The 506-nt window shown below is 62.5% G+C and carries 1 protein-coding gene; it reads left to right on the top strand.

The annotated features are described in order from the left end of the window. The coding region (locus B3E43_RS01360; RefSeq protein WP_292026096.1) for an NADP-dependent isocitrate dehydrogenase at nucleotides 1-506 on the top strand (506 nt) is incomplete at both ends.

The following is a 506-nucleotide window of genomic DNA, read 5'->3' as shown; positions in this document are numbered from 1 at the left end:
AAGGCGACGATGATGAAGGTGTCGGACCCGATCCTGTTCGGGCATTTCGTCAGCGTCTACCTGGAGGATTTCATTGCCGCGCATGGGGCAGATCTGACGGCGCTGGGCTGGAACCCGAATTCGGGTCTGGGCGATCTGGAAAAGCGCATTGCCGGGAGTGCGACGCTGGAGGCCGCCTACAAGGCCGCGATGGCGGCGCGTCCGGCGATGTACATGGTGAACTCGGACAAGGGGATCACCAACCTGCATGTCTCGTCGGATGTCATCATCGACGCCTCGATGCCCGCCGTGATCCGCGCGGGCGGCAAGGGTTGGGGCCCGGATGGCAAGGAAGCGGATGTGCTGTGCTGCATCCCGGACAATTCCTATGCCTGCGTCTATGACGAGACGGTGAAATACTTCAAGGAAACCGGCACGTTGAACGTCACCACCTGTGGCGCGGTGTCGAACGTCGGCCTGATGGCGCAGGCCGCCGAGGAATACGGCAGCCACGGCACGACCTTCGA

The organism is Brevundimonas sp. UBA2416 (assembly GCF_002343105.1).
Taxonomy (GTDB): Bacteria; Pseudomonadota; Alphaproteobacteria; order Caulobacterales; family Caulobacteraceae; genus Brevundimonas.
Note: the sequence above shows the minus strand (reverse complement) of the source record. Positions and strands in the feature narration are given on the sequence as shown.